This window comes from Cronobacter sp. JZ38 (assembly GCF_008932145.1).
Lineage (GTDB): Bacteria > Pseudomonadota > Gammaproteobacteria > Enterobacterales > Enterobacteriaceae > Cronobacter > Cronobacter muytjensii.
In genome coordinates this window covers 2474515-2498553 of the sequence record NZ_CP017662.1, presented here as the reverse complement: position 1 = coordinate 2498553, position 24039 = coordinate 2474515, and the positions used below count along the sequence as shown (strand labels likewise).

General features: G+C 62.5%; 20 protein-coding genes. 10 read left to right on the top strand and 10 right to left on the bottom strand.

The features are described 5' to 3' along the window. Positions 1-19: 19 nt before the first annotated feature. The 3 genes from BJP61_RS11835 to BJP61_RS11825 are packed head-to-tail and all read right to left on the bottom strand — an operon-like array spanning position 20 to position 6618. The gene (locus BJP61_RS11835; protein ID WP_171998403.1) at positions 20-2218 is read right to left on the bottom strand and encodes a virulence factor SrfC family protein; all 2199 of its coding nucleotides are present in this window, start codon (positions 2216-2218) and stop codon (positions 20-22) included. Further along, complete coding sequence (locus tag BJP61_RS11830; RefSeq protein ID WP_171998402.1) at positions 2215-5202, bottom strand: virulence factor SrfB; 2988 nt, start codon at positions 5200-5202, stop codon at positions 2215-2217. Before BJP61_RS11830 ends, BJP61_RS11835 begins: the two co-directional genes overlap by 4 nt. Before the next feature lie 3 nt (positions 5203-5205). After that, positions 5206-6618 carry an SrfA family protein gene (locus BJP61_RS11825; RefSeq protein WP_171998401.1) on the bottom strand — a complete coding sequence of 471 codons (1413 nt, stop codon included), beginning with the start codon at positions 6616-6618 and terminating at the stop codon, positions 5206-5208. Positions 6619-6932: 314 nt separating this feature from the next. On the opposite strand from BJP61_RS11825, the gene BJP61_RS11820 reads away from it, so the two are divergent. Genes BJP61_RS11820 through BJP61_RS11810 form a run of 3 tightly spaced genes read left to right on the top strand, consistent with a single transcriptional unit; the run spans position 6933 to position 9715 of the window. Beyond that, positions 6933-8528 carry an ABC transporter substrate-binding protein gene (locus BJP61_RS11820; protein WP_171999307.1) on the top strand — a complete coding sequence of 532 codons (1596 nt, stop codon included), beginning with the start codon at positions 6933-6935 and terminating at the stop codon, positions 8526-8528. A 47-nt stretch (positions 8529-8575) separates the two neighbouring features. Then, a complete protein-coding gene (locus BJP61_RS11815) occupies positions 8576-8821 on the top strand; it encodes a DUF2526 family protein (RefSeq protein WP_075192050.1) in 246 nt (81 codons plus the stop codon). A 9-nt stretch (positions 8822-8830) separates the two neighbouring features. Next, positions 8831-9715: an NAD(P)-dependent oxidoreductase gene (locus BJP61_RS11810; protein WP_171998400.1), complete on the top strand. Its 885-nt coding sequence runs from the start codon at positions 8831-8833 to the stop codon at positions 9713-9715. Between the two features lie 3 nt (positions 9716-9718). On the opposite strand, the gene BJP61_RS11805 is transcribed toward BJP61_RS11810, so the two are convergent. Both BJP61_RS11805 and BJP61_RS11800 read right to left on the bottom strand, forming a co-directional pair. Next, positions 9719-10168 (bottom strand): DMT family transporter, encoded by a 450-nt coding sequence (locus tag BJP61_RS11805; RefSeq protein WP_038863054.1) that lies wholly within the window; start codon positions 10166-10168, stop codon positions 9719-9721. Further along, the gene (locus BJP61_RS11800) at positions 10165-10683 is read right to left on the bottom strand and encodes a GNAT family N-acetyltransferase (protein ID WP_171998399.1); all 519 of its coding nucleotides are present in this window, start codon (positions 10681-10683) and stop codon (positions 10165-10167) included. The genes BJP61_RS11805 and BJP61_RS11800 overlap by 4 nt, the downstream gene beginning before the upstream one ends. A 38-nt stretch (positions 10684-10721) precedes the next feature. Between BJP61_RS11800 and BJP61_RS11795 the strand changes: the two genes are divergently transcribed. From BJP61_RS11795 to BJP61_RS11785, 3 genes are all read left to right on the top strand, one after another. Further along, the gene (locus BJP61_RS11795) at positions 10722-11297 is read left to right on the top strand and encodes a helix-turn-helix domain-containing protein (RefSeq protein ID WP_038863052.1); all 576 of its coding nucleotides are present in this window, start codon (positions 10722-10724) and stop codon (positions 11295-11297) included. A 49-nt stretch (positions 11298-11346) separates the two neighbouring features. Continuing rightward, a complete protein-coding gene (locus BJP61_RS11790; RefSeq protein ID WP_038863051.1) occupies positions 11347-12387 on the top strand; it encodes an NADP-dependent oxidoreductase in 1041 nt (346 codons plus the stop codon). 75 nt (positions 12388-12462) lie between these two features. Beyond that, positions 12463-14076, top strand: a complete 1614-nt coding sequence (locus tag BJP61_RS11785; protein ID WP_171998398.1) for an ABC transporter ATP-binding protein — start codon at positions 12463-12465, stop codon at positions 14074-14076. On the opposite strand, the gene BJP61_RS11780 is transcribed toward BJP61_RS11785, so the two are convergent. Genes BJP61_RS11780 through BJP61_RS11760 form a run of 5 tightly spaced genes read right to left on the bottom strand, consistent with a single transcriptional unit; the run spans position 14073 to position 19661 of the window. After that, the gene (locus BJP61_RS11780) at positions 14073-15050 is read right to left on the bottom strand and encodes an ornithine cyclodeaminase (RefSeq protein WP_171998397.1); all 978 of its coding nucleotides are present in this window, start codon (positions 15048-15050) and stop codon (positions 14073-14075) included. The genes BJP61_RS11785 and BJP61_RS11780 overlap by 4 nt on opposite strands. An 18-nt stretch (positions 15051-15068) precedes the next feature. Beyond that, the gene (locus tag BJP61_RS11775) at positions 15069-16415 is read right to left on the bottom strand and encodes a M20/M25/M40 family metallo-hydrolase (RefSeq protein WP_171998396.1); all 1347 of its coding nucleotides are present in this window, start codon (positions 16413-16415) and stop codon (positions 15069-15071) included. Continuing rightward, entirely contained in the window at positions 16412-17326 is a 915-nt protein-coding gene (locus BJP61_RS11770) for an ABC transporter permease (protein WP_038863044.1), read from the bottom strand. Before BJP61_RS11770 ends, BJP61_RS11775 begins: the two co-directional genes overlap by 4 nt. After that, positions 17326-18171 (bottom strand): ABC transporter permease, encoded by an 846-nt coding sequence (locus tag BJP61_RS11765; RefSeq protein ID WP_171998395.1) that lies wholly within the window; start codon positions 18169-18171, stop codon positions 17326-17328. Before BJP61_RS11765 ends, BJP61_RS11770 begins: the two co-directional genes overlap by 1 nt. Further along, positions 18168-19661 (bottom strand): ABC transporter substrate-binding protein, encoded by a 1494-nt coding sequence (locus BJP61_RS11760; RefSeq protein WP_171998394.1) that lies wholly within the window; start codon positions 19659-19661, stop codon positions 18168-18170. Before BJP61_RS11760 ends, BJP61_RS11765 begins: the two co-directional genes overlap by 4 nt. Positions 19662-19838: 177 nt before the next feature. Between BJP61_RS11760 and BJP61_RS11755 the strand changes: the two genes are divergently transcribed. From BJP61_RS11755 to BJP61_RS11740, 4 genes are all read left to right on the top strand, one after another. Then, the gene (locus BJP61_RS11755) at positions 19839-20498 is read left to right on the top strand and encodes a GntR family transcriptional regulator (protein WP_171998393.1); all 660 of its coding nucleotides are present in this window, start codon (positions 19839-19841) and stop codon (positions 20496-20498) included. A gap of 110 nt (positions 20499-20608) precedes the next feature. Continuing rightward, positions 20609-20788, top strand: coding sequence for a hypothetical protein (locus tag BJP61_RS11750; RefSeq protein ID WP_171998392.1), 180 nt, complete (start codon positions 20609-20611; stop codon positions 20786-20788). 210 nt (positions 20789-20998) lie between these two features. Continuing rightward, positions 20999-22939 (top strand): methyl-accepting chemotaxis protein, encoded by a 1941-nt coding sequence (locus BJP61_RS11745; protein WP_171998391.1) that lies wholly within the window; start codon positions 20999-21001, stop codon positions 22937-22939. Positions 22940-23052: 113 nt separating this feature from the next. Next, positions 23053-24039, top strand: coding sequence for an SDR family oxidoreductase (locus BJP61_RS11740; RefSeq protein ID WP_161579612.1), 987 nt, complete (start codon positions 23053-23055; stop codon positions 24037-24039).

Sequence of the window (24039 nt, the reverse complement as noted above, 5' to 3'; positions counted from 1 at the left end):
GGGTGCGCCGGCAGGGTTATCAGCGAAGGCCGATGATTTTCGCCAGCGCTTTACGGTCGGCGGGTTTGATATCGAGCGGATGCTCGTAGCCGATGTTCTCAATGGCGCGCGTATAGAGCGCCACCAGCCAGTCGTAGACATAACGCGTGGCCGCATGCACCGGTTTCTCGCCAAGACGCGTCAGACGCTGGTCATGCGCTGCGGCCGAGGCGAACAGTCGTTCGTTCGGGTTAACGCGGCTTGCCGGGCGTTCGGCCTGCGGCACGCGTTCGAAGCCGAGCCAGCTCACGAAATTACCCAGCTCAGCGCGCAGTTGCGCGCCGGAGAGGCCTTCGTGCGCAGCCAGCGCTTCCAGGCGACCAGCCAGGTTGAGGCGGTAGCTTGCGATGATCAGCGTATCGCCGAGCCAGTGCAGCGTGGCGGTGTCGATACCGAGCTGCGCGGCGTGGTCGTCATTCTGCATCCACTGGCGCACATGGTTCACCCACAAACGATGCGCGCGGCGGGCCAGCGACGCGCCGGAGGCGTTATCCACAGGGCGCGTGGAGACCGATTCGCCAAAGAGGTCGATCTCAGCGCTGAACAGCCCCTGGGGCGTCTCTTCGCGACGTTCTTCGGTTTCACACAGCGCCTGCAGCGCGGCCGGGTCTGGCAGCAGCGCCTGAAGCAGATCGCCGTGACGCGCGGCCTGACGCTGCAACGTACGCACGCCGTTTTCGGCGGTGGCACGCAGTGTAGCTTCATCGGCGGTAAGCGGCGCCAGATAACGGCTGAAAAGCAGGGCGGGTTGCGCCTGCGCGCTCGCGTTAAGCAGCGTCAGACGGCGCGCGCGGCTGTTTTCGCTCAGCGCCTGCGATAACCATTCGGTCAGGCGTTGCAGGTTGCGGCCATCGAGCGCCTGCAACGTGCCCCAGGTGTGGCCCGGCTTGCCGAGCAGACGCTGCACGCCTTCATCAAGGTGCTGGCCGTCGAGAAAACGGGCGTCGTGCGGCGTAATCGCCCACACCAGGCCCGGCAGCGCGTCCGGAGAGGCTGGCTGCGTGGCGTTCACCCAGCGCAGCAGCGTGCGCGCGACCGGCGCGATATCCGCGCGGCTCTGAACGGCATTACAGACCATCAGCACGTCCGGCTGTTGATGCTGGCGGTAGTAGTCGAGCAGAAACGCGATTTTGCTGGCGTTCAGGCTCTCCTGCTGACCATAGGTCGCGCCGGGGATATCCAGCAGGTCGACGCCTTCCGGCACCGACGGCGTGGCGAGCGGCAAGGTCAGTTCGGCGCACAGCAGCGTCAGCGTTGTCAGCGGCACGCTGACCATCCCCTGCAACTGCTGCTGTTCGAGCGCGCGGACCAGCACTTCATCGGGCAGCGCCTCCTCGCCGGAGCCTGCCGGGAGAAGAAAGCCTTCCACCGGCAGGGAAAAATTGTCCACCAGCAGGCTCAGCGGGGCGGCCACTTCGCGGGCGTGCCCGAGCAGAAGCAGCCCTTCGGCAAGCGTGACGAACTGCTGCGTCAGCTCGGCAATATCCCCCCACAGCAGCGCGTACAGGCGCACGCGCTCGGTGAGGTTCAGGGCGGGCAGCAGTTGCGCCATCTGATGCCACGCGTCATCGCCAAGCGTGCGCTGGCGCGCGGGCGTCAGTTCACGCCAGCGGGCGGCGAGCGTCATGACATCCGGCGCGCTGATGGCCGGGTGCGGCTGGGGCTGGCCGAGCGTCTGCAACTGCGCTAAACGCTGGCGCAGCTCCTCTTCGCTCACGGCGCGCGCCTGGCCGCTGGTCTGATAGTGCGCGAGGAAAATTTGTACCAGTTCCGCCTCGCTGAACAGACGCAGGCGCAGCGGAAACTCTTCCGGCAGCGTCTGCGGCGTGCGGGTGAAGCGAACGGCCATCGCCGTCGCGCTGTGGCCAGGGTTGATATGGGTCAGCCAGTCGAGATGTTTATCGCCAGGTGCTACGGCCACCTGACCCTGCGAGCCGTTGGCGAGCGTCGCCAGCAGGTGCGCTTTGCCTGCCTGCGAGTGGCCGTAAATACCGAGCGTGCGCGGTTCGCCCGCCAGCGCGTTCAGCGTCTGCGCCTGAGCATGAAGCGCGCTCAGACGCGCCAGCAGGGGGCCTGCTTCTTCATCCAGCAGCGGCGCATGTTCGCGGGTCTTCTCGACCCACTGGGTCAGGGCGGCAGGCGTCGTGATTGTCTGGTTAATGAGGGTAGAAACAGTCATTTCAGATAAACGCTCCCGCTGTCGATCCAGTAATGGCTGCCGGAACTGCGGCGGTCAGCCAGGGTATTAAGTTTAAACGTGACCTGCTCTGGCGGCACGCGGGTGCCGTCGGAAAGCCAGGCTTCGCTAAGGGTAAAGCCTTCCGGCGCCTGATGCTTGCCGCCGCCGGTCAGCTGCAGACGCACGTTGAGCACGCCGTCGCCGGCGATGGCTTTAGCAAGCTCCGGCGAGTTGACCGAGAGCGTATAGAGCGGCGTGGCGGGCCAGCGGGCGTTATCCAGCTGACGAAAGCCGAGCGTGACATTGCCGCGCAGCGGGAAATGCAAGCGTGCGTCGAGCTTCGCGCCCGGGGCGTCGAGGTCAATATCGCGATACCAGACGTTTTCGTCGCGCAGCGTGTTCACCACATTATCCAGCACGCCGAGGTAGCGCACGGTGGAATAAGCGCCGATATCCGCCGCTTTAAAGTTAAAGCGCGGCAGGCGCAGGTCGAGCGCCAGGCTGCAGAGCATCGCGCCGACGGCGGCGGTGGATTTCGGGTTTCCGACACGGCGGTGCTGACTGAAGGGATACCATTCATGCACTTCATAGTTATCAAGCCAGACCATACGGCTGACCGGCACTGGCTGGAGCAGGCGGATAAGCGACTGCAAGCCCGGCAGACAGCCCGGACGGCCCGTTATCAGCAGCACGTCGCAGCAGTAGTAAGAGATGGCTTCGCACAGCGCCTGGATGGGCGCGCAGATGCTGAATTTACCGGCATGCAGCGCCTCTTCCAGCTCGCTGAAGCTCACCTGCAGCGGCACGTCCAGCACGTTAAACGCCGGGCTGCCTGCCGGCAGCGCGTGTTCGATAGCCTGATGAAGATAATTATGCACATTGCGGGTCGGCGGTTGTTTCAGCATCTCGCCAAACGTGGTGTAGAGGCCGCTTTGCGGATCGGCCGGATCGCTGTTTTCCCATGCCGAAAGCACCGCGTGCCCCAGCGGCATAAACAGTTGCAGCGCGGTCTGCTGGCGCAAAATCGCTTGCGTGTCCATGCGTCCGGAATCACCGAACAGCGTGGACATCAGCGTCGCGGCGTCGGCGACGCCCGCTTTTTGCAGTTGTTCCTGCAACGCAGGCAGTACGCAGCGCTGGATAACGTCCAGCAGAATGTCATCGCCCGCCACTTTAAACCCTTCGCGGAACAGCAGCGTCGGGCTGATTTTTACGTTACTGCCGACGCCGTCATCCAACTGATACTCGGCAATCGCCATATCGGTGGTGCCGCCGCCGATATCTATCGAGGCAACGCGCAGCTGACGGCCCGGTGTGGCGCCAGGCGGCGTTTCGCGATCCGGACGGGCAAGGCTTGCGAAAAAGCGCTCGGTCTGGCCTGCGAAGTGCACCATCGCTTCGTTATAGAGCCACACCAGCTGGCCACAGCTGGCTTCGTCCCACTCCATCTGGATTTCCGGCACCGGTACGCGGCTCTGGCGCTGGCCTTTTTCGACGCTAAAGTCGTCATCATGCGGGTGCCAGCCCAGCGCTTTCCAGACCAGCGCGATGGCCTCCTGCATACGGCGGCGAAAAATCTCGCGCTCCTGTTTCGGCATCGCCGAGGGGAGCGTCAGGATCAGCTGGCGCAACTGGCGCGGCGAGCTGGCATTGCCCATGCGCAGACGGCTGGCGACGCTGTTAATCTGACATACCGCCTGGGCGAGCAGCTCGCACAGCATATGGGTCATCAGCGAGCTGCGGCTGTACTGCGGGGAAAATACCGGCAAACGTTCCTCCGGCGGCAACTGCCAGAGCGGTTCGCCATCGTCGTTCATCAGGTTCATCAGCGGGCCTGCGGTCGCGAGCGGCTCACGCTGGGTTTTCGGTGTCATCAGGTTAAAACGCCACTCCTGCGCCGCCGGGGTTTCATCCCACAGGTAACGGCGCGGGCTGGAGATGCCGCTGTTGCCTTCGGTGCCAAGACGCTGCATCGCCAGTTTGCGGGCTTCGTCGCCGACGCGCACGATGGAAGGCCAGACAAACGCTTCGTCACGACCGCTCTCTACCGAAAAATGCTGCTTACCAAAGCGCGCTTCGGCGAACGCGAGGCGGCTGGTGAACATCAGGGCGTTCATAAACTGCGGCTCGCTCAGCGAGCGCACCTGCAGCTCCATGGTCTGGCGCAGGCCGTCGTTGGCCTCGCCGTGATCTTCAATTATCACGCCGCAGGTGTGAGTGTTGCCGACGTCCAGGATGAGATCCACCGCGACCGCAGGCGAACTCAGGGTGCCGGTAACGATTTTCAGCTCCGGCACGTTCAACTGGTTGCCGAGCAGCGACATCACGTTCAGCCAGTGAGCCTGATACTCAAACACCTTCAGCGCGCGCTGGATCTCCTGTTCGCTGCGCGCTTCCTGAGCGCCGGCAAACTGCGTAAACGCCTCACGCAGCCAGCCGTCGACCCAGGTCTGGTCGAGGAAATCCGCCACTTCGTCATCGCGCCAGGCGAGCGCGAAACGCGTGCCGTTGCGGACATCGTTTTCGACCGGCGCAAGCTGGGAGGCCGCGCCTTCGTCCTGCTGGATCTGGGTGTCGAAGGCGAGGGTGACGCGGTGAGTATTGCCCGCGCTGTCCGGCTCGCTGAGCTTGCGGATCTGCACGCGGGCCCAGTTATCCGGCCCCTGCACGAACGTGCGCGGCGGGTTGAAGCGCAGCACCGGCAGCGGCAGCCAGACGCCATCCATCATCGCGAGCGACTGGCTCAGTGCGACGCTGCTTTCCGGTTTCACCACTTCCGGCTGCCCGCCGTGGCGGGCGGGCAGAGTGAACTTGCCGGAAGCGATATCGTAATCGAGGCGCAGCAGCGGCCCGTTGGCGGTTTTACGGACAAAACGCCCGTCGTGGGGCGCCTCCACCGGCGTCAGGCCGAAATCAAGAAATTGCACCCCGCTGTTTTCAATCAGGGTGACGCTCTGTTTGTAATCACACAGGTTTGCCAGCATAAATCAGGCGCTCACTTTCTTCATGGTCAGGGGCAGAACGGTCTTTTCATCATAGCGACCGGTACACTCGGCAACGTCATTCGGGCCCGCTTTGCAGGAAATTTCCGGCATCGGGTAGCGGGAGCCGTCGCTGCAGCGGGCTTTGCCGCGAGTCTTAATCATCAGCTCGCCGGACTGGTGCAGTCCGGAGAAAAGATCGGCGCGACAGACAACATTGTCGCCAAGCGTCACGCGGGCGCTGCCTTTGTTGCTTTTCATATCAATACGCATCGAGGTCGCCTTGCCGGTAATCGGGTCGGGGCTGCCGATGCTGAGACGCCAGGTGCCGTTAAGGAAACGGGTCGTGCCCGCTTTCACCTGACTGGCGTCCATCACCAGCGCATTTTTATCGACCGGCGCAGGCGCGACAGGCTTCTCTTCAGCCACCGGCGCGGGCGGTGTGACCTGGGCGGCGGCGAGCGGCAGCGAGGTCACGGGCGCGACAGGGGCAACCGCCGGAGCATCCACCGATTTCACGGGCGCGGGCGCAATTTCCAGCGCCTTGATCTGCTCGACTGAAACGGAGGGCGCAGGGACGGTTTTTTGTTGCAACGTGTACCAGGTGAGCGGGGCGGCGATGGCGCCAACCACCACGGCGGCCGCGAGCGGCCATGTCCAGAGCGGAATACGCGAGCGGCGGGCAGGGGCGGCGGTCGGCGCGGCTACTGGCGCGGTGTCTTCAGGCTGCGGCGCAGCCCCGGCGTCTGCGGCGTAGGCCGCGAGCACGGCGGCCTGAGTCGGCACCGGCACGGCTGGCGCAGGGGGCGCGACGGGGGCTGGCTGAGACGCGGCAGGCGGTACGGCCAGCAGCGGCGCGTCCGGCTCGTTCATCATGACCGGCGCGGGTTCCGGCTCCGGCTCGTCCTGCGGCGTCATGATGATTTCCGGCTCGACAGGCTCGGCTTCGCGCAGGCAGTCCAGCACGTCGTCACGCGCGCCCTGGTTTAAGTTAACGAAGCCCCAGAAGGTGATAACCGGCTTGCCGTCCACCAGATAAAGGAAATTCGCGCCGGGAAACTGCACGGCCTTTGCCAGCAGCGCGCCAAAAAGCTGCTGGGCGGTTTTTTCCGACCCCAGGCAGCGCTTGCTCAGCGCGCGGGCGCCAGAGAGGGCGCTTTCCAGAAAGCGCAGGGCGCGCTCGCGCTCTTCGTGGCTGGCGGAGGCCCAGCCCATGACCTTGCCGCTGACCGGTGAATACCAGTCCACGCGGTCACCCTCTTCATTGAGTTGCGGGATAGCCAGAGACTCCACCAGCGGCTGCTTGCGCAGGCGAAGCGTTTCACGGATTTGCAGCGCAGACTCGAAAACCGCCTGACCATTTTCGCCTACAGACTGGAAGTCATCGAGGTCGCCACTGCGCAATAGAATTTTTGCCACGTCATTCTCTCTGCCAGGAAAAACATTTTCACCACGCTACTTTGAACGATAGACCTGTCCAGCAAAGCGCGAAAGAAACGCGAAAAAGCGTAAATTCTCGGGTCATTGAATCTTAGGAATTTTCTTGACTTAAGCAAAAATTCGCGGTGATAACGCGACTTAACCGGAGCGTAAATCATTTTTAGCTGAAATTGACTGATATTCAGGCGAAAAATGCCAGAAAGGCATAAAGCAACAGTTTTTTGTTATTTGCCAGTTGACGCGGCCTGTGATGTGATGGCTTTCCTTCTGAAAAGTAAAATAAAAGGCACATGATGAAGACAGGGAAAACTCTGCTCGGGCTGCTGTTAAGCGCCCTGTTACCGGCAAGCGCGATCGCGGCGAACAGCGATACGATTATTTACTGCTCCGAGGCATCGCCGGAATCCTTCAACCCGCAAATCGCGAGTTCCGGGCCGAGCTTCGTGGCGAGCTCGCAGGTGTTGTATAGCCGCCTGGTCAACTTCGATCCGAAAACCAATACCCCGGTGCCGTCGCTTGCCACCGGGTGGACGGTGAGCCAGGACGGCAAGACCTGGACGTTTACGCTGCGCCAGGGCGTGAAGTTCAACAGCAACAAATTTTTCAAACCGACGCGCGACTTCAATGCGGACGACGTGATTTTCTCGGTGATGCGCCAGAAAGACCCTAACCATCCTTACCATAAGGTGTCGCAGGGCAACTACGAATACTTCCAGGATGTGGGCCTCGATAAGCTTATCACCGACGTGAAAAAGCTCGACGACTACCATGTCCAGTTCACGCTGAGCGAGCCAAACGCCGCGTTCCTGGCTGACTGGGGCATGGATTTCGCCTCGATCCTCTCGGCGGAATACGCCGATGCGATGCTGAAAAAAGGCACGCCGGAAAATGTCGATAACTGGCCCATCGGCACCGGCCCCTATGCGCTGCAACAGTATAAAGTCGACTCGCTTATCCGCTATATCGCTAACCCGAACTACTGGGACGGCGAAGTGCCGACCAAACACCTGATCTTCTCGATTACCCCGAACGTCGAGACGCGCCTTGCCAAGCTTAAAACCAACGAGTGCCAGATTATTCCGGCGCCAAGCCCGGTGCAGTTTGAGCAGATCAAGGGCGATAAAAACCTGACGCTGCACAGCGTCGAGGCGCTGAACGTCGGTTATCTGGCGTTCAACACCGAGAAGAAACCGTTCGATAACGTGCTGGTTCGTCAGGCGCTTAATTACGCGGTCGATAAGAAGTCGATCATTTATGCGGTATTTATGGGCAGCGGCAGCGTCGCGAAATCGCCGATCCCGCCGAATATGATGGGCTTTAACAAGGATCTCAAAGACTACGATTACAACCCGGAAAAAGCCAAAGCGCTGCTTAAGCAGGCGGGGCTGGATAAAGGCTTTGAAGCGACGCTGTGGTCGATGCCGGTTCAGCGCCCGTATAACCCGAACTCTAAGCGCATCGCCGAGATGATCCAGAGCGACTGGGCGAAAGTGGGCGTGAAGGCGAAAATCGTCAGCTACGAGTGGGGCGAATACCTCTCCGGCATTCGTAAAGGCGAGCACGACGCCGCGCTGTATGGCTGGATGTCTGACAACGGCGACCCGGATAACTTCGCCGACGTGCTGCTGAGCTGCGACAGTATCCAGAGCGGCTCCAACGCCGCGCGCTGGTGCGACAAGCAGTACACCTCGCTGATTGATCAGGCCAGGCGCGTCAGCGCGCCGCAAGAACGCGCTAAACTCTACGAGCAGGCACAGGAGATCTTCTACCAGCAGGCGCCGTGGGTGCCGCTCGCCAATGGCCGCACCTTCTACGCGACCCGCAGCAACGTGACGGGGTACAGCGTCAGCCTGATGGGCAGCGACTTCTCGAAAGCGAAAATCAATTAAGCACTGCGCCGCGGCCTCTGCCGCGGCGACGCGTTTAAGGAGGTTTAATGTCTCATCTTGATGAAGTGAAACGCCGGGTCGACGCGGTGATTGAAGAGCACGTTATCGCGCACATGAACGAACTGCTGATTGAACTCAGCGACGACGCGCAGCTCAGCCGCGACGAGCGCTACGTCGAGCAGCAGCGGCTGCGCACCGCCATTGCCCATCACGGGCGTCAACATAAAGAAGATCGCGAGCGCGAGGCGGCTGAACGCCTGGCGGAGCTGACCCGCGGCGGCACGATTTTATAAGGAATTGTCATGCATATTGCTTTTCTCGGCCTCGGCGGCATGGGCCAGCCGATGGCGACCAATCTTATCAACGCCGGTTTTACGGTAACGGTATGGAACCGCTCGCCCGCACCGTCTGAGGCGCTGCGCGCGCTCGGCGCGCAGGTGGCGCAAAGTCCGAAAGACATTTATGACGCCGACGTGTTAATCACCATTCTTGCTGATGACGCGGTCACCGAAAGCGTGGTGGTAGAGCAGGGCGCGCTGGCGTCGCTCGCGCCAGGGGCGCTGTGGATCAACATGGCGACGGTCTCGGTGGCTTTCACGCAGGCGATGGATGCGCTCTCGCAACAGCGCCGTATCGGGTACGTGGCCGCGCCCGTGCTTGGACGCGTGGATGTCGCCGCGGCGGGCAATCTCAACATTCTCGCAGCGGGCGCGCCGGAGTGGCTTGCGAAAGCGCAGCCGGTTTTCGATGTGCTGGGCCAGAAAATCTGGACGTTTGGCGACAGCCCGGCGCAGGCGGCCGCGGTGAAGCTTGCCGCTAATTTTATGCTCGCGAGCGCGATTGAGACGATGGGCGAAGCCTCCGCCCTGGTGGAGGCGTATGACGTCGGCAAAGGCGATTTTCTCGGGATGATGACGGGCACGCTGTTTGCCGCGCCGGCCTATAAAAATTACGGCGCGATGATCGCCGAAGACCGCTATTCGCCTGCGGGTTTCACCATGAAGCTCGGGCTGAAAGATGTGCGTCTGGCGCAGCAGGCGGCGGAGAGTAAAAACGTGCCGATGGGCATTGCGGGGGTGCTGCGCGATAATTATCTCGACGCGCTGGCCCACGGCGACGAGCAGCTGGACTGGGCGGCGCTTGCCACCGTCAGCGCGCGCCGCAGCGGGCAGAAACCGAAAGCGTAATCGTCAGAAGGTGCGCCTGGCGACCAGCCAGGCGCCAATCACCAGCAATACCGCGCCCGCCACAGGCCCCGCCACCATACGCAGCGTCAGGCCGCTGGTACGGGCGATATCAAACAGCAATCCGCCGATAAGCTGACTCGCCACGAGTACCGCAATGGTCGTGGCCGCGCCGAGATGCTGATAACCATTGATGCTCGCGAACACGAAAAACGAGCCGAGCAGCCCCGGCAGCAGCGTCCACCAGCGCACGGTGGCGATAAGCTCGCTAAAGCCCGCCGTGCCGTTACGCAGCAGCAGGATCGCGCAGAACAGCACAATCCCCACCAGCGAATTAAGCAGCATCGCAATCAGGATAGTGGACGCCGACTGCGTAATGCGCACCATCAGCATATTCTGCACCACCAGGCCCACCCCGGCGGCGGCGAGAAACAGCAGGCTCAGCGACGCATTCATCCGATGGCGTCCGGTTCACGGCGGTTATCAAGCTGGAGCTGCATAAACGTTAAATCGAGCCAGCGGCCAAATTTGGTGCCGACCTGCGGCATCTGCGCGGTGATGGTAAACCCGAGCTTTTCATGCAGCGCGATGGACGCCACGTTTTGCGACTCAATCCCCGCGACCATCACATGCTTGCCGATAGCCCGCGCCTCGGCAATCAGCTGCGTCATCAACAGCTTGCCGATGCCTTTGCCATGATGCTGCGGATGCACATAGACCGAGTGTTCGACGGTATGACGAAAGCCGTCAAACGCGCGCCAGTCGCCGAATGAGGAATAGCCTACGACGGTGTTGCCTTCAACCGCCACCAGCACCGGGTAGCCCGCGTTGCCGCGTTGATAAAACCAGGCGAGGCGGTTGTCGGTATCGACGGTAGTATCGTTCCAGATGGCGGCGGTGTGCTGTACCGCGTAGTTATAGATGTCGGCGATAGCCGCGCAGTCTTCGGCGGTGGCGTGGCGAATGAGCATGGTTGAACCCCGGTGGTTGTTCACTATAATGTTACGTAATGAATAATATAATCGACACATTAAATCAACGGATTGGTGAGCGTATTCGCCTTGAGCGCGAGACGCGCGGCTGGTCGCTCTCTGAACTGGCGGAGCGCGCCGGCGTTTCACGCGCCATGATCCATAAAATCGAGCGCGGCGAAAGCAGCCCGACGGCGACGCTGCTGGGCAGGCTTTCCGGCGCGCTCGGGCTTAGCATGTCCACGCTTATCGCGCGCGCGGAGATGAACGAAGGGCGGCTGCTGCGCTTTGCGGATCAGCCCGTCTGGCAGGATCCGCAGAGCCACTATCTGCGCCGCCACGTCTCGCCGAAATCCGATCTGCCGCTCGATCTCGTGCAGGTGGAGCTGCCCGCCGGCAGCGATATCCCGATGCCCGCCTCGGCCTACGCCTTCGCCCGCCAGCTCATCTGGGTACAGCGCGGGGAGCTGGTGTTTCGCGAAGGCGACACGCATCACCAGATGCGCGAGGGCGACTGTCTGGAGCTCGGCCCGCCGAATGAATGCCATTTCATCAACCCAGGCGACGCGCCCTGCGTCTATCTGGTGGTGCGTCTGAATAACGTCGCCAGTTGACGTGAATGCACTACGCTTTGGGGATGCCCTGAAAATAAAGGAGAACCGCATGACACAACAAGCTTCCCGTAATCGCCGCTGGGTGCTCGCCTCCCGGCCGCATGGCGCGCCGGTGGCGGACAACTTCCGTCTTGAAGAAGATACCGTCGCCACACCGGGCGAAAACCAGGTGCTGGTGCGCACGGTCTGGCTGTCGCTCGACCCGTATATGCGCGGGCGTATGAGCGATGAGCCGTCCTATTCGCCGCCGGTGCAAATCGGCGAGGTGATGGTCGGCGGTACCGTCGGGGTGGTGGAGCAATCCGAACACCCTGATTTTCACCCTGGCGACTGGGTGCTCGGGTACAGCGGCTGGCAGGATTACTGCATCTGTGACGCCAAACAACTGACTCCGCTCGGCACATCGCCAGAGCACCCGTCCTGGTTCCTCGGCGTGCTGGGGATGCCGGGCTTTACCGCCTATATGGGCCTGCTGGATATCGGCGCGCCGAAAGAGGGTGAGACGCTGGTGGTCGCCGCGGCGACCGGGCCGGTAGGCGCGAGCGTCGGACAGATTGGTAAAATTAAAGGTTGTCGCGTGGTCGGCGTGGCGGGCGGCGAAGAGAAATGCCGCTACGCCGTTGAGCATCTGGGGTTTGACGCCTGTATCGATCACCGCGCGCCGGATTTTGCGGATAAGCTTGCCGCCGCCTGCCCGCAGGGCATCGACGTCTATTATGAGAATGTCGGCGGTAAAGTGTTCGACGCCGTATTGCCGCTGCTGAACACCGGCGCGCGCGTGCCGCTCTGCGGTCTGGTCTCCGGCTATAACGCCACAGACCTGCCGCCAGGCCCGGATCGCCTGCCGCTGTTAATGGGCACGCTGCTTAAAAAACGCATCCGCATGCAGGGCTTTATCATCAACCAGGATTATGGTCACCGGATTGAAGAGTTCCAGCGTGAAATGGGCCAGTGGGTCTCAAGCGGGAAAATCCACTACCGCGAGCAGATTGTCGATGGTCTTGAACAAGCGCCTCAGGCGTTCATCGGCCTGCTGGAGGGCAAAAACTTCGGCAAGCTGGTTATTCGCGTGGGTCAGGATGAATCATAAACCAGCTAAATAACAACTTGTTAACCACGGCGGCTGCCGATATGCTCGACCCATGCCTGTTGTCGGGAGCCGCCTGTGCCGTTGTTAACCGTATCCCACCTCAGCCTGCAAAGTCGGCAGGCTGTTTTACTTCATGACGTCAGCCTGACCGTTGACCGCCGCGAAATGGTCGCGCTGGTGGGCGAATCGGGTTGCGGCAAAACCCTCACGTCGCTCGCCATTACCGGCCTGCTGCCGCGCGGCGTCTGGCAGAGCGGCGGCGAAATCCGCTTTGACGACGCCCACTCGATTATCCCGGATTCGCCATACCCGACGGGCCTGCGCGGACGGCACATCGCCATGATTTTTCAGGAGCCGATGAGCAGCATGAATCCGGTGCTGAAAGTGGGCGAACAGATAGCCGAAGTGCTGGTGCGTCATCGCGGGCTTGGCTGGAAAGCCGCCTGGCGCGAGGCGGTGGCGCTGCTCGGCCATGTCGGCATCGGCGAGCCGGAAAAGCGCGCGCGCCAGTATATTCATCAGCTCTCCGGCGGCATGCGCCAGCGCGTGATGATTGCGAGCGCCATCAGCGGCAAACCGGATCTGCTGATTGCGGATGAACCTACCACCGCGCTGGACGTGACGCTCCAGGCGCAAATCCTCGGGCTGTTAAAACATCTCCAGCAGGAGATGGGCATGGGCGTGCTGCTGGTCACGCACGATCTCAGCGTGGTTGCGCGTTTTGCCGATCGCGCCTGCGTGATGAACGGTGGTGAAATCGTCGAACAGGGCCCGGTGGAGCCGCTCTTTACCGCGCCTCAGGCCGACTGGACGCGGCGGCTTATTGCGGCATCCACGCCGCAAACGCCAGAGGTCCGTGAAATTGAACGCCAGACGCCGCCGCTGTTGCAGGTGACCGGCATCGTGAAAAGTTATCCGCGCCGTCAACGGTTGCCGTTTATTCCCCCGGAGCGCCAGCGGGTGCTGCATCCCACTTCCTTCAGCCTGGCGCGCGGGGAAATCGTCGGGCTAATCGGCGAATCCGGGTCCGGCAAAACCACGCTCGGGCGCGCGGCTATCGGGCTTATCGAAGCAGACAGCGGCGCTATTCTCTTTGACGGCGTCGATATGGCGCAGGCGAGCCGCGCCGAACAAAAGCGCGTGCGCCGCCGCGCGCAAATGATCTTTCAGGACCCCTACGCCAGTCTCGATCCGCGTATGAGCATCGGCGAGCAGCTCGCGGAGCCGCTGCGGGTACACGGCCTGCGCCACGGCGACGCCATCCCCGCGCGGGTGAGCGAACTCATGACGCTGGTGGGGCTTGACCCTTCCTGGGCGCAGCGGCGTCCGGCGGCTTTCTCCGGCGGGCAGCGCCAGCGTATCGCCATCGCCCGCGCGCTGGCGCTGGAACCCGATCTGCTGGTCGCCGACGAAGCCGTGGCGGCGCTCGACCTGCCGGTTCGCGGACAAATCCTGCGCCTGCTGGCGGAACTTCGCGACAAGCTCGGGCTGTCGGTGCTGTTTATCAGTCACGATTTACAGGCGGTGCGCCAGCTCTGCGATCGCGTGCTGGTGCTCTATCTTGGCGATGTCGTGGAGGAGGGGCCGACGCATCAGGTGCTGGCGTCGCCCGCGCACCCGTATACCCGGCGGCTTATCGACAGCGCGCCGGATCTTCACCAGGCGCTGCGCCTGCGCCACACCGTTTAAGGCGCGCAAGAGAGCGCAAGCGAGGTGCCCACATCGTCGCGCTCCGCCGCCTGCAACACGCGCGCGGCGAGCGCGATATCAAACACATTCAGACCGAACGACGAAAAATAGACGCAGTCGTCAGCCGCCGGACGCCAGCGCCCGCTGACCAGCGCCGGAAGATCGGCGGCCCAGCCGTCATCCGGGAATTCGCCTGCGCGATACATCTGAAACAGGCTCTTGGCGCTGGTATGGCGAAACTCGCCCCAGGCGTCGACCACCACCTTTGTGGCGCGTTTAATGGCCGCAAAGCTCACTTCGTGATAACCAATCTGCATCACCAGCCTGCCGGGGGTAAACCAGGCCGGGCCGAGAAACGGCTGCTGCGCGCCGGTACAGGTGATAACCGCATCCCAGGGCTGCGCCTGCGCGTCGTCAGGATGACAATAACGCGTAAACGGGAACGGCAGCGGGGCGGCGGTGAGGCCGTCGAGGCGTTCCGGCGTGCGGTTCCACAGGCCAAGCGCCTCAAGCGACGGGAAATGCGCGCTGAGCATGGCGAGATGCGCGCGCGCCTGGACGCCCGCGCCGAGCAGCAGCACGCGTCTTATCTCGCGGGGCGCGGCGTGGCGCAGGGCCAGCGCCGAGACGGCGGCGGTGCGCACCGCCGTCAGCCCGCCACTCTCCACAAGCCCGACCGGCAGCCCGCTGTCGGCGCGGTTGATGAGCGTCACCGTCAGCGCCATCGGCAGGCCGTCCTGCGGCTGCGGGCGGTGCGCCGTCCATTTGACGCCGGTGGCGTTAAAGCGTCCGCCGACCCGCGCGGGCAGCGCATAGACCTTGCCCGGCGCGGTATCGAGCGGAACGTGCGTTTCGGCTGGCATCACGGCGTCTCCAGACGCCATGAGCGTTACCGTATCGGTCACATCGCGCAGCGCCGCCTGCGGGTCGAGCCCGCCGAGGCTCGCCACCTGCTGGCCGCTAAGAAATCGCATGAAATCCTCCTGAATCCATCAGAATGAGAGCAGCCAGTCGCGAAGCGATTGGGTAAAGCGCGACAGCCCGCGCAGGGTGACAAATTCATTCACCCCATGCGCGTTGCCGCCATAGCCGAGCCCGCCGATAAGAAACGCCGGAGCGACGGGCGCGAACGCATACGCCGGGGCGCAGCCGGGCGCCCAGGGCCAGATTTGCGGCCGGGCCTGCTGCTGGTGATAGCTGTTTAACAACTCCAGCACGCCCGGATCGTCATCGGAAAAGCGGCGGCCCGGGTAGCTGTCATCCACCATCAGTTCCGCGCCGCTTATCTCCTGCATGGAAAGCTGCGCGCGCATGGCATCCAGCAGCCTTGAGGGCGAGCTGCCAGGCGGGGTGCGCAGGGCAAATTCGGCGCAGGCGAGCGGGGGAATAATGCCGCGCCCCGGCAGCGGTGAGGTGCGGATCTCGCTGAGATTGAGCACCGCGCTGCCGAGTAAAAACGCCAGCGCTTCGCGGCTGTCGCCGTCGACAGTCAGCCGCTGGCTTTTACGCATCGTCAGTTCATCCTTGATGCTGAACTGCGGCGCCAGTTCGTCGAGCCAGCGCAGGGCGCGCTCGTCAAGCGGCAGCGTTTCCAGCACGCCGTTGCGCCCGGCAGGCGCGATCGCGGCCAGCGCCTGCACCAGTCGCCAGGCGGGGTTGGCAATCCAGGCCGCGTTGCTGGCGTGAATGGCGGCCTGCGGGCCGCCCCAGTCGCCGCCCGCGACGCGCAGACGGCCTGTCGTCATGCCGGTAAAGCCGAGGTAGAGGCGCGGCGCGCCGCCGCCATATTCGCATAATGACGGAAAAAGCACCGCCAGCGCGGGCGATACCGGGCAGGGCGTGCGGGCGAGATAGCGTCGCAAGGCGCCGCTGCCGCACTCCTCTTCACCCTCCAGCAGGATCTCCAGATTGGTGGCGAGCCTGCCGCTCTGCCACAGCTCGCGCACCACGGTAAGCATCCCGGCGAGCGGGCCTTTGTTGTTTTCCGCGCCGCGCGAGATAAACACATCGCCTTTATCAGCCCAGCGACGGATGCCGCCGGTGAACGGGTCGACCTGCCAGCCTTCTCTGTCTGCGGGCATCACGTCATACATGTTGTAGAGCACCAGCGTATCGGGCGCGCCGATATCGACGCGCACATGCACCAGCGGCGGGTGGTCGGGGGGCTGCTGCGCCACCGGCAGCATCACCTGCGCGTCCAGCGCGTCCACCAGCCAGGCCTCCAGCCAGGCGGCAAGCGAGCGCTGCTCGTCCGGCTCATCCGCCACGCTTTGCCATGCAGTGAGCGACGCGAGCAGCTCCAGGGTCGCATCCAGGTCGGCATGCGGCTGAACGGTCATAAACGGATCCTCGGGTTCAGTACCAGATAAAGCAAATCAATCAGCAGGTTAACGACCACGAATGTCAGCGCGGCGAGCAACACCACGCCCTGCACCAGCGGAAAATCACGATTCTGGATGGCCTGCACCGCCAGGCGGCCAATGCCGGGCCAGGCGAAGATTATCTCGGTGACCAGCGCGCCGCCGAGCAGGGCGGCGAGCGAAATCCCCTGAACCGTCACGACCGGGATCAGCGCGTTGCGCAGCCCGTGTCGCACCAGCACCCGCCAGGCGCTGAGTCCTTTGGCGCGCGCGGTGCGGATATACTCCTGGTCCAGCACGTCAATCAGGCTGGCGCGCACCAGACGGGCCATCGCGCTCATGTAGTAGGCGCCAAGACAGACGGCAGGCATGATGAGCTGCAACGGCTCGCCGTAGCCGCCGGAGGGCAGCCAGCGCAGTTGCAGGCTGAAGAACAAAATCATCAGCAGCCCCAGCCAGAACACCGGCACCGCCTGACCGCTGAAGGCCACCAGACGCGCCAGCAGATCCCAGAACGTGTCGCGCCACAGCGCGCTGATAAGCCCGAGCGCGAGCCCGGCAAGCGTGCTCCAGGCAAGCGCGGTGAGCGCGAGCAGCGCGGTGGCGGGTAAGCGCTCGGCAATCAGCGTCGACACCGGCTGGCCAAAGCGCAGGGAATCGCCCAAGTCGCCGCGCAGCAGATGGCCCGCGTAATCGGCGTATTGCGCAAGCAAGGGCCTGTCAAAGCCCATCGCGTGGCGGAAATCGGCGATCTCCTGCGTGGTCGCGCCGGGCGGCATCATGACGGCCGCCGGATCGCCCGTCAGATGCAGGCTGAAGAAGATAAGCAGCGAAACGCCGAACATCACCAGCAGCGCCTGGAAAAACCGTGAAATGAGATAACGCGCCATTATTCAACCCTCGCCTGCGTGGTGCGCAGCCAGTAATCGCCGAGCAGGTTACAGCCCACCACCAGCATCGCGATAGCGCAGCCGGGCCAGACCACCAGCCAGGGCGCAAGGAGCATATAGGCGCGGCCTTCGCCGATAAGATTGCCAAGCGTCGGCGTCGGCGGCTGAATGCCCATGCCGAGAAACCCGACCGACGCCTCCAGCACGATAAGCCGGGGAATATCGAGCGTCAGCAGCACCAGCAGCGGGGTGGCGAGCGCCGGTAAAATATGGCGCAGCATAATGCGCAGATGCGAAAAACCCATGGTTTTCGCGGCGTCGATATACTCCAGCTCGCGAATTTCCAGCGTTCTGGCGCGCGCCACGCGGGCGTAAATCGCCCAGCTTGTCACGCCCATAATCACAATAATATTCACAAGCGAAGTGCCGAAGAGCGCCATCACCAGCAGGATCAGCAGGATAAACGGCACGGCCAGCTGGATGTCGATAAGCCGCATAATCAGCGCATCGACCCAGCCGCCGAAGTAACCGGCCATCATGCCCATCAGCGTGCCCATCGTGGCGGCGATAACGGCGGCGATGATCACCACAAAGAGCGACAGCCGGGCGCCCGCCAGGATGCGCGCGAGCAGGTCGCGGCCCAGCTGGTCGGCGCCCAGCCAGTGGCTCGCGCCAGGCGACTGAAAGACCGCCGTGAGATCGCTTAACAGCGGGTCGGGCAAAGGGAGCCAGGGAGAAAGCAGCGCGGCCAGGATGAGAATCGCCAGCAGCGCGCCGCCGAGAAGGCCGTCCCCCGGCAGGGGACGGCGACGTGAACGGGATGCGTAACGGCCAGGGAAGATCATTTCACCCTCATGTCGAACAGCGACACGCGCGCGTCTTCACGCCCTTTAAACGTGACGTTGTCACTGGAGGCGTAAATCGCATCTTCCCGGTAGAGCGGGATGAGCGGCTGTTCGCTGGCCACGCGGTCCTGGATTTGCTCCAGCAGCGCTTTGCGCTTCGCGGCGTCCACAGTGGCGCGGCTCTCGTTTAAGAGCTTATCCAGCGCCGGATCGCTTACCGTTGAGTACGGCTCGCCCGCGTGCAGCACCGGATAGAGCGCGGCATCGGCATCCAGCGTCTGGGTGGAGCCCCAGCCGAGCATATAGAGCGGCGCCTGCTTGCCTGAGGCCACCTGCTGGGTATAGACCGACCACTCCGGCACTTCGAGCTGCGCCTTCACGCCGATTGCGGCGAGATCCTGGACAATCGCCTGGCCCACATCGGCGCTGGCGATATAGCGTCGCGGCGCCTGGAATTTCAGCGTAAAGCCATCAGCAACACCGGCCTCTTTCAGCAGCGCTTTGGCTTTCGCCAGATCCTGTTTCGGGGCGGCAATCGCTTTGTAGCCATAATCTTTCGGGCCCGCGAGCGTGCCGGTCGGCGTGCCGAAACCATGCAGCAGCGACTGGGTATAGGCGTCGCGGTTCAGCGCCAGCGACAGCGCCTGACGCACGCGCGCGTCGTTCAGCGGCGGCTGGTTATTTTTAATGCCGAGGTAAATGGTCAGCCCGCCGCCTTTAACCTGCTCAAGCCTGACGCCCGGCTTGCTTTTCACCAGCGGCGCGAGATCCGCCGGTACGCCTTCGACCAGTTGCGCTTCGCCGGTCAGCAGCGCGGTGATGCGCGCGGTCGCTTCCGGAATGGGGCGCCAGGTCACTTCGTCAATGGCCGGTTTGCCGCGCCAGTAGTTCGGGTTGGCCTCCATCACAACGCGCTCGTCGGGAATAAAGGTTTTGACGATATAAGCACCACTTCCGACAGGTTTTCGTGCAAATTCCGCAGCACCGACTTTACTTACATAACCAGGCGGCACGATATAGGCCGGATAACGGCTCATGCGGGTAGGCAGGAGCGGGTCCGGGCCGTTGGTGTGAATGCGCACCTGATAGTCGCCGACCGCCTCAACCGATTTAATGGTGCGGATATACGAAATGGTGGGGGCGTGGTTAGCCGGGTCAAGAATGCGGTCGATAGAGAATTTCACCGCGGCGGCATTCACCGGCTCGCCGTTGGTAAATTTCACATCCTTGCGCAGATCGAACTGCCATGTGGTGTCGTTAACGGCCTCCCAGTGGGTGGCGAGGCCGGGTTTGAGTTGCATCTGCGCGTCACGCAGCACCAGCGTATCGAAAACGTTATCCACCAGGGTCGCGGCTTCTTTCAGAAAGCCGGGATCCATGGCAGTGGCGGAAGTCGGCTGCGCGATAGTCAGCGAGCTTGCCTGACTGAGCGGAGCGAATAATGAGAGCGCCACAGAAAGAGAGAGAAGCTTACGGGACAGTCGTTTCATTAGGTCAATACCTTAATGGTTGTCGTACTGGTCAGTGAAAGTTTTGATTATTTTGGGTTTTCCTGACCCCTAAAGCCATGTTATCAAGGATATAACATATATCCTCTGGTCAGGATAATGAGACGTCAGTTAAGCGCCTGCTAATACAAAGTAAATTTTTTACGACAGGAAATAAACATGCTGGATCTGGAAAAAGCGCAACGCCTGAGTTTAACCATGCAAGTGGAAGTGAGATTGAAAAACGCCCTTATCGTCGGCAGCCTGCGCCCTGGCGCGCGTCTGGTCACGAAGGAAATCGCCGATCAACTGGGGATCAGCATCACGCCGGTACGTGAAGCGCTGCTGCGTCTGGTGTCCTCTGGCGCGCTGAACGCCACCCCGGCCCAGGCGTTTCTGGTGCCGGAAATTAGCGAAGCGCGTTACGACGAAGTCACAAAGATCCGCAAAAATCTCGAAGGCATGGCCGTTGAGGCGGCGGCGGCGTATATCACGCCCGCCCGTATGGAGCACCTGCGCGAACTGTGCGACGCGTTCCGCGACGCCAAACTTGCCGGCAATGTTGAGCAGGCGTTGCAGGCCAACCGCGCGTTTCGTTTTCAGATCTACAGCTGGGCCGAAATGCCGACGCTGGTGGCGCTGATAGAACAGCTCTGGATGCGCATCGGCCCGTGCTTTAACTATCTCTATCCGCAGTCGGAAGATTTTGTGCGCGGACATCATAATTACGACGATTTGCTGGCGGCGCTGGAGGCGGGCGACGGTGAAGCCTGCGTGCGTGCGGTGCACAAAGCGATTAACGACGGCGCGGCCATCCTTAAAAAACAGTATTTCGGCTAAGACGCGCCCCGGCAAACGATTGCCGGAATGCGTATTTCCCTTTTCGTCTCCCCGGCGCTTTACTGACAGGGCAGCACAACGCCTGCGCACCCGCCGAGGAGGCGATTATCATGCATACCCCCGCACAGCGTCATGCGGCGCGCTCGCGCCTTCGCCGCATGCTCGGCGCCTGGCTCACGCCGCAACCGCCCGAGGCGCGAGCACTGATGCTCGAATCCTTTATCCCTTATGGACACCTCTATGGCCTTGACTTCGGCAACATCGATCCGGGCCTGCACCGCCCGCGCTAACCGCTACCGACGCGGTATCCGGCTGCGCTACTGGAATGAATTATGCGCGCCGCGTAATGGCCTTTGTCACGACAGCTTCCCGCGAGGCTTTCAGGTAAAAGGCCATTTTTATTGCCGATAATTTCTTCTTTTTGCTAAAAAAACCGCCGTCCTTGCCGATAACCTCCTGTGGCTCTCCGGGAGCCCGATTATCGTAAAACAGGAGGCAGGATGGCTGGACTGGTAAACCGATTACGCAACGTTCGCATAACCCGCAAGCTCGCCGTCGGATTTGGCGTGGTGCTGCTGCTGGTGGCGCTGGCGACCGCGCTCTCCGCGGCGCGCTTTATGGCCATCCGCGACGTCAATGTTAAAAGCAATCTTATCTACGATATCAATATCGACGTTTTTCAGGCCAAAATTAACCGGCTGAAATATTTCTATACCGGCGATGACGAGGCTCGCGTGCTGATGAGCCGCTACGTCGATGAGGCGCTGGCCAGAACCGGCGAGGCGCGCTCGCTGACGTGGTCTGCCAGCGAGCGCGTCCTCGTTGATGATATCCATCGCTATCTGCGAAGCTTTCAGAGCGGCATCACCACGATGAGCGACACCACCGGAAGGCTTGGCCAGATCCGCCGCCAGCTCGACGCGCTGGCAGGCCAGGACGATACCGCGCGCTATAGCCAGCTTATCCGCACCCCGGTCGCCGACACCGAACTCTCTTTCGCGATTTACGATCTGCTGTTCGCCATCAGCAGCCTGCGCGATGACGCCTGGGCGCTGCGCTTTAGCGGCACAGAACAGGCGAACCAGGCGCTCGCCAGCCGCTTTCAGGCGGTGGAAGGGCAATATCAGGCGCTGGTAAGCCGGCTGTCGCCGGAACTGCTGCCGCCGTTCGCCGGACTCTGGCAGGACACCGTGCGCTACCAGACGTTAAGCCGCGACTATTACACTGCCTGGGAGGCGCTGAAAGGCGCTGAAAACGCGGTGAAAAACGCAGGCGATAGCAGCAGCGCCGCCATCAAACAGATGGTCTTGCTCACCAAAGCGCAGAATGACGCGCTGACGTCGGGTTCTTCGACGCTCGCCATTCTCCTGGGCGCACTGGCGATAGTGACAGGGGTTTTCGTGGCCTGGGCCATCACTCGCCAGATTGTGCGCCCGCTGATGATGAATCTCGCGCTCGCCGAGCGTATCGCCGATGGCGACCTGAGCGCGCAGATTGCAACAGATCGCCATGATGAATTCGGCAAGCTCACCGGCGCGATGGCCCGTATGAACGCACGCCTGCGTGAGATGACCGGCGAGCTGCGCGCAAGCGTCGGGCGGCTCACCCACACGGCAGGCGATATCGCGTCCGGCAACAGCGCGCTGGCGGCGCGTACTGAGCAGCAGTCCAGCGCCGTCGTGCAGACGGCGGCCAGCATGGAGCAGCTCACCGCGACGGTGAAAAATAACGCCGACAACGCCCGCCACGCCAGCCAGATCGCCGCCACAGCCTCGCAGACGGCCGGGCGCGGCGGTGGCGTGGTGCGCGATGTTGTGCAGACCATGCAGGATATCTCCGCCAGTTCGCGCAAAATCGCCGACATTACCGAGGTGATAAACAGTATTTCTTTCCAGACCAATATCCTGGCGCTGAACGCGGCGGTGGAAGCGGCGCGCGCGGGCGAACATGGCCGTGGTTTTGCGGTGGTCGCCGCCGAAGTGCGTAGCCTCTCGCAACGCAGCGCGCAGGCGGCGAAGGATATCGCGGCGTTGATTGATGAGTCGGTGAACCGTATTAAAACCGGCAGCACGCTGGCGGCCCGGGCCGGTGAGACGATGGATGAAGTGTTGCACTCCGTCACGCGCGTAAACGATATCATGGAAGAAATCGCTTCCGCCTCGCAGGAGCAGAGCCGTGGCATTGAGCAGATCTCCCGCGCGGTGAGCGCGCTCGACGCCACCACGCAGCAGAACGCCGCGCTGGTGAGCGCCTCGTCAAATGCCGCAGGCGATCTTGAAGCTCAGGCGGCGCGCCTGCGCGGGCTGGTCGGCGCGTTCCGTCTCGACGCGCGAACCGCACCAACACGCCCTGTAGTGGGCTTCGCGGCGCGTCCGGTCGCACCCGCGGCGACAGTGAGGCCGCGCGCGCCCGTAACGGACGAGGGCTGGACGACATTCTGACATTCCAGCTTCCCCGCCCACGCTTTCTTCTCCCGCGCCCGGTTTACCGGGCGCTCACTTTTCCCGTGGTGTACTAAGCTTTCGTTACCCTTAACGCAAATCAGGATAACGACATGACAAAAAACGCCTTTGTTGCTGTCGTGACCGGCGGCAGTTCAGGAGTCGGGCGCGCGACAGCCAGTTACTTTGCGGCCTCTGGCTATGATGTGGCGATCATTGCCCGTGGAGAGCAGGGCGTGGCGGAGACCACGGAAGAGTTAAAGCGCTACGGCGGTCGCGTGCTCGGCATCTGTGCCGACGTGGCCGACCCGCAGCAAGTCAGTAACGCGGCGCAACGTATTGAGGAAGAGCTGGGGCCGATGGCGGTGTGGGTCAATTGCGCCATGACGACCGTGCTCGCGCCGGTGGAACATATCAGTTTCGATGAGTTCAGGCGCGTCACGGAGGTGACCTATCTCGGCGCGGTAAACGGTACCCGCAGCGCGCTGCGCTATATGCAGTTACGCGACAGCGGCACGATTATTCAGGTAGGGTCGGCGCTCGCATGGCGCTCGATTCCGTTGCAGTCGGCCTATTGCGGGGCGAAAGCGGCTATCCGCGCGTTTACCGACTCGCTACGCTGCGAGCTCCTGCACCAGAAAAGCGGCGTGCGGGTGTCGATGGTGCAGTTGCCCGCCATCAACACCACGCAGTTCAACTGGGCGCGTAATAAGTTTCATCACCGGATGCAGCCGCTTGAGCCTATCTACCAGCCAGAAGTGGCCGCGAAAGCGATTTATGATGCCGCCGTGGCGCGCCGTCCGCCGCGCGAAGTGTGGCTGGGTAAAAACACGGTCATGTCGATTGTCGGCAATATGTTTTTCCCGGGTCTTCTCGACCGCTACGTGACAAAAACCTGGGAAGGGCAACTGACCGACGAGGCCGAACCGACGCAACGCCCCGATTACCTGTTCCAGCCGCTGGACAATGGACATCAGGCACACGGGCGATTTGACAGCCAGGCGAAGAACAAGGCCGTGGCCGTCGATTCGCGCGTGATGGGCGTGGCGGCGGTGGCGGTAGCCGGGCTGTTACTGAAAAGCCTGTTCCGCCGCCGTTAA